The organism is Okeania sp. SIO2B9 (assembly GCF_010672505.1).
GTDB lineage: Bacteria > Cyanobacteriota > Cyanobacteriia > Cyanobacteriales > Microcoleaceae > Okeania > Okeania hirsuta.
In genome coordinates this window covers 1-4750 of sequence record NZ_JAAHGK010000551.1, presented here as the reverse complement: position 1 = coordinate 4750, position 4750 = coordinate 1, and the positions used below count along the sequence as shown (strand labels likewise).

Annotated in this window: 2 protein-coding genes and 4 pseudogenes; 2 read left to right on the top strand and 4 right to left on the bottom strand. The window is 31.8% G+C overall.

Annotation, left to right across the window (positions count from 1 at the left end):
* From F6K13_RS18930 to F6K13_RS18915, 4 genes and pseudogenes are all read right to left on the bottom strand, one after another.
* Positions 1-702: pseudogene (locus tag F6K13_RS18930) on the bottom strand (apolipoprotein N-acyltransferase); the annotation flags it as partial.
* A gap of 213 nt (positions 703-915) precedes the next feature.
* On the bottom strand, positions 916-1803 hold the full coding sequence (locus F6K13_RS18925) for a metal ABC transporter permease (RefSeq protein ID WP_124155548.1): 888 nt from the start codon (positions 1801-1803) through the stop codon (positions 916-918).
* 683 nt (positions 1804-2486) lie between these two features.
* Positions 2487-2822, bottom strand: a pseudogene (locus F6K13_RS18920) (XisI protein).
* Positions 2810-3229, bottom strand: a pseudogene (locus tag F6K13_RS18915) (element excision factor XisH family protein). Before F6K13_RS18915 ends, F6K13_RS18920 begins: the two co-directional pseudogenes overlap by 13 nt.
* A gap of 216 nt (positions 3230-3445) precedes the next feature.
* Here F6K13_RS18915 and F6K13_RS35825 point away from each other — a divergent pair.
* Together F6K13_RS35825 and F6K13_RS35820 are read left to right on the top strand one after the other, a co-directional pair.
* Positions 3446-3907 (top strand): annotated as a pseudogene (locus F6K13_RS35825) (DUF262 domain-containing protein); the annotation flags it as partial.
* A gap of 326 nt (positions 3908-4233) precedes the next feature.
* Positions 4234-4750: hypothetical protein (locus F6K13_RS35820; RefSeq protein ID WP_375340671.1), on the top strand; the 517-nt coding region annotated here is incomplete at its 3' end.

Below are 4750 nucleotides of genomic sequence, written 5' to 3'. Positions count from 1 at the left end.
TGAATCGGGATTTAAAGGAATATTATATAGACTAAACCCTACTATGTGGAAAAATAGAAAAGTTGTAATTGGAAGTAAGAAGAAAGAAGGAGAAAGGGAGAAACGAAAATCAACTTTTTTTTCCTGCAATTTTGCTTTGATGAAGCCTTCCCCAATTAAAGCATTTACTGTAATAATAGCTGCCGTAACTGTAATTGGTCCTGATAATTGACTAAGGTGTAAAATTACTAAATTATAGTTGCTCTGAGTCAAAGATAAAGAAGTCCACCAAAGACTTCCTAAACTCCAGATTTTCTCTAAACAACACCATAAAGTTATACCTAACAAAACTCTGGCGAATGAGAATATTTTCTCTGAGAAAGATGTAGGAGTTAAAACCCCAAATAAATAAGCCCAAATAGCAACTAAAATTGCTCCCCAAAGAGTGATAAAAATCCAACAAAATATAGCGATCGCTAAACTAGCTAACCAAGGAACTCCTAACCAGGTCATGGGATGAATTCCGGTTATCCAAAATAAAGCTACACCGTGATAACCTATTCCCCAAACTAAACCTAATAAAAATTTATCAAAGTATTTTTCTTGTTGAATTACTAACACCCACAGAGGAGCTAGAGCTACCCATCCGAGAAACCATGCGTTTACTGGTGCTGTGGTCATTCCCATAAAAATGCCACTAATAAATGTTATGAATAATATCATTTTTATAAATGTTTGCTACAAATACTTAAGATGTTTTTAGTAGTCAGTAGTTATAGCAGGGAACAGGCAAAAGCGGTGCGACCCCGTGTCGCCGACAGAGGCACCTAGTAGCGGACTAAGAGAGGCAATAGTGGGAAAAGTATTTCTGTGTCTAAAGTTCATCATTAATCTATGTCCTAACCAACTCGTTCCTTGCTATAGGAGAAATCAAATTTACTTAATTAAATTTTTCAACTCCCGCCAAATAGAGGGTTGACTAGAAATTGATGTTGGATAAGTTAAAATTCCTTGAGTAGGACTGAACAAAAAAGCTAATATAAATAACCCAAATGATACTAATACAATTGCTGGACCAGATGGCAAATTATAGAAGTAGCTAATATACATTCCACTAATACTCGATAAAACCCCTATTCCTACCCCCCAAATCATTACTTGATACAATCTTTTAACTAATAGATAAGCTGTAGCTGCTGGTGTAATTAATAAAGACAAAACTAACACTACTCCCACTGCTTTAAGACTGGCTACAATTGTCAAACCAATTAACATCATTAGCCCCAAGCTTAATAAATTTACAGGTAAACCTACTGCTTGAGCGCCGAGGGGGTCAAATGTGTAAAATAATAGTTCTTTATACAACAATACTACTACTAATAAAACAATCGCAGCGATAATTAATGTATCTCTCACATCTCCAATAGTTACGCCGAGAATATTACCAAATAAAAAATGATTTAGGTCAATTTTATTGTCTTTCTGAATAATTGTAATTAATGTGATTCCTAATGCAAAGAAGGCAGAAAAAACTATCCCCATTGCTGCATCTTCTTTGATTGGCGATCGCGTCCTAATTAAATTAATTAAAATAGTACTAATTACTCCGGCAATAAATGCTCCAATAAAAATATTTGCCCCTACTAAAAAAGCAACAGCTAATCCCGGCAATACTGAGTGACTAATGGCATCTCCCAATAGAGCTAATCTTTGTACCATTAAATAACTACCTACTACCGCACAGATAATCCCAACTATTATGGCAACTAAGAGCGATCGCTGCATAAAACTATATTGTAGTGGCTCTAGTAATGTTTCTAACATTAGTATTTATTTTTCCTTTTTTGTCTGTTTGATTATTGTGATTTTATAGCCAATAATTAAGTTTTAAGTTCAAAATCTTGGAGATAATTATAGTATATTTCGGGCAAATAATGAAAATTATTTAGTGGGGGGATCTTGCCTGCGTAGATGTACCTCATAACAACGGGAAACGCTATAATTCAACAATTAATAATGAATAATTAATAATTAATAATTAATAATTACCTCTCCTTGAAAAGAAGAGGATTGACTAATTATGAAAATTTTTATTTATTATCCCCTATCCAAGGGGAGGCTTTAAACCAAAATTTTTCGGTAAAAATTTATATCAATTCACATTTTTCAAGTAAAAATAAACTACTAAAATTTACATAAATTTTTAATTACAGTAGATTTTACCTTGGTGAGATATAGTTACGACTTGGTGAGGTAGAACCATCGCGAGCAAGATGCTCGCACTCGGAATATTTAATAGACATCTCCAGAAAAGAGGGAGTAATGAGTAATGAGTAATGAGCAATGAGTAATGAGTAGGAAGTAGGGAGTAGGGAGTAGGGAGTAGGGAGTAGGGAGTAGGGGGAAAGAATTGAGGGTTTATACTTGATAATTGACTTGATTTTTGATTTTTGGAGATGTCTAATTATTAATATCTGTACTTCTTATGTTTGGAATTTACTCTAATTTTAAGAAATTGCAAAACCTGTATATTGACGCACTTCCTCTGGATGAAAACCTAAAACTATCATATCTTTGGTTATTCCTGCTTCTAAAAGTGCTTCAGCAACAGGTTGAGAACAACCATCATATTGAATCCAAATTTTATCATTAATAATATCAATATGAACTACGGAACTACAAACTCGACGTATATCATCCCAACCCATACGAATTACTTGATAATGGTCTCGTTATGTGTCAATTACAATTTCGACATCTATTTGACCATTAGCAGGTTTATGGGTGCCATATTCGTAGATTATTTTCTTAATAATTTCACGATAGTTATCTAAGTTATCCATTTAACTATTCTCCCAATTTTTTCATCACAAATTATTAGACGCAGTTGTATTTTATTAATAATTAATTGACCTAATTTATCTTGGAAGATATTTTCATAAGCTTGTTGATTAACGGCAAGATAAAGTAAACATTCTGGTTATAGTTCCGATAATACAGTCCGATAAATTTCATATTGCCCCACTGCTATTTGTAAATCCTTTATGGGAGAAATACTAATAAAAATTTTGATTTATACAGCAATTTTTTTACCTTGTTTTTCAGCAGTGATCGCTGTTTTTTATGCACCCAAATCAACATAAAAATGTTTACCTCCATAACCTAAATATAGAGGGTCCTGGGTAATTGTCCAACCATCTGTTTTTAATGCTTCAACAACCGTATTATGATAAATATCTCTAGCTGGCATTAGTTATTTAAGAATTTAATAGTTCAAAGTATGTAAAACACAATTAACACTGATTATACTCACCAACTGGGTTGATTGAGTGTTTGTAGTTAATATTTTCCTTGATATAGGATAAATTTGATTGAGATTGAATCATCTTCCATAGTACAATATTCTCAAAGTGACATAATAAATATTAGATAGTAATATAAGAATCAATCCTACAAATAAAATAACATGAAAAGAACAATCAACTTTCAAACTATTTCCTGGTTTTGGGATTTATATCAAAGAGAACTTCTTGATTTAGATCCATCATACCAAAGACGTAGTGTTTGGAATCAAGATTATAAGGATTACTTTATTGATACAGTATTACATGAATATCCAGCACCTGCAATTTTTATATATCAAGAAATCAGTCCTGAAGGAGTTTCAAAAGTTAGCATAGTTGATGGAAAACAGAGATTATCTACCCTGTTTCAATTTGTTAATAATGAATTTCCTGTCTCTGAAAAAATGTCTATTCAACGCTTTCGCGGTAAATACTTTCAAGATTTAGAGACTAAAGATAAACAAGATTTTTGGAAGTATCAATTTGCTATTGAATATTTACCATCATCCGATGAAGACGTTATTAGTAATATATTCGATCGGATTAATCGTAATGTGATTAAATTAACTCCTCAAGAACTTCGTCATGCAAGACTTAGTGGTGATTTTATTACTCTTGCAGAGGAATTATCTAATTGGATGTTTAATTACTTAGAAGAAAAAATTAAAAACTTTCCCAACCTTCATTCTACTCCCAGAAAACAAATGAAAGATGTTGAAATGGTAGCACAACTACTGTTATTTTTAGAAGAGGGTGCAAAATCTTATAGTGCTGATTATCTTGATAGAGCTTTTACTAATCGAGATAGTGAATGGGAAGAAAAGGATGAAATAGAAGACGAATTTCGCAAAACTATTAAATCTATAGGCAAAATATTAGATTTATCATTAGATTTAAAAAATGGTCAGATTTGGATGACTTGTTTGCTTGTACAATTATTATCCCCACTCTATCTCATGAACAAGAGGTCAGAGAATTTTGTCAAAGTACATTTGAAATTATCAATACAGTTAAAAGAGGACAGAATAAAAAATCTCCAGATACATTTAAGTTTGATTCAACTCGAATTTATGCTCAACTTAAGACCAATAATGACATAATTCAAGAGAATCAATTAAGTATTTATAAAATTAAATTTGAAATACAAATCAAAAGTGCTTTTGAACACGCCTGGTCTGTTTCAACTCACGATCTTGTCTATAAAAATTCGGAAATTGATTGGAGAAAATTACGTTTAGCTGCACAAATTAAAGCAACGGTTGAACAATTAGATATGTTAATACTTGCTTTTGAACAAACTTCCGATTTTATTGAAGATAATAATTGCCTGGAAATCAAAAATAAACAATATTTAGCAAAAGAAATCAATAAATTATTTCAAGATAAAAAAATACCTGATGAGCTTAAACCAAAAGATATGAGTCGTT

Bases quoted from the DNA above. Each gene is read 5' to 3' on its own strand.
- F6K13_RS18925 (WP_124155548.1), bottom strand. From the start codon at position 1,803: ATGTTAGAAACATTACTAGAGCCACTACAATATAGTTTTATGCAGCGA.